The organism is Vibrio sp. 2132-1 (genome assembly GCF_033344315.1).
In genome coordinates this window covers 1-592 of the sequence record NZ_JAWPON010000580.1, presented here as the reverse complement: position 1 = coordinate 592, position 592 = coordinate 1, and the positions used below count along the sequence as shown (strand labels likewise).

General features: G+C 51.9%; 1 protein-coding gene. It reads left to right on the top strand.

The features are described from left to right. The coding region (locus R8N47_RS26765) for an outer membrane lipoprotein-sorting protein (protein WP_318186308.1) at positions 1–592 on the top strand (592 nt) is incomplete at both ends.

The following is a 592-nucleotide window of genomic DNA, read 5'->3' as shown; positions in this document are numbered from 1 at the left end:
ACAACAAGTCGCGCAGTTGATTGAGAAAGCCGACAGCTACCGCTTGCAAGATGATTCTTCTAAAGTGGTGTCTCTGGTGCGTTTGTATCAAGACCAAGAGTTGGACAAAACGCGTCTCTACCATGTGTACACGCGGCCAAACCGTGAATCGCTGGTGGTGTTCAAATCGGCGGTCGAAGCGGGGCAGAAGATGCTGATGATGGGCGACAACTACTGGCTGCAAATGCCAAAGAGCCGCCGCCCAATTCGTATTACGCCAATGCAAAAGCTGCTTGGTGAAGCCTCAATTGGTGATATTTCAACGTTGACGTGGAGCCAGGATTACCAAGGCGAGTGGAAAGCGACGGAAACCCTCACGATAAATGGACAGAGCATCGCGGCTTATCGCCTTGCCCTAACGGCCAAAACCAAGGGAGCGAGTTATCAGAAGATCGATTTGTGGTTGTCTGAGCAAGATGCGTTCCCGATCAAAGCGGATCTTTATTTGCGTTCGGGCAAGCTTGCCAAGCAAGCGCAATACGGACGAGCGACCAACCGCGGCGAAGATTACGTCAGTGAGATGACCCTGCTCGACAGCATTCAACCGAGCAAA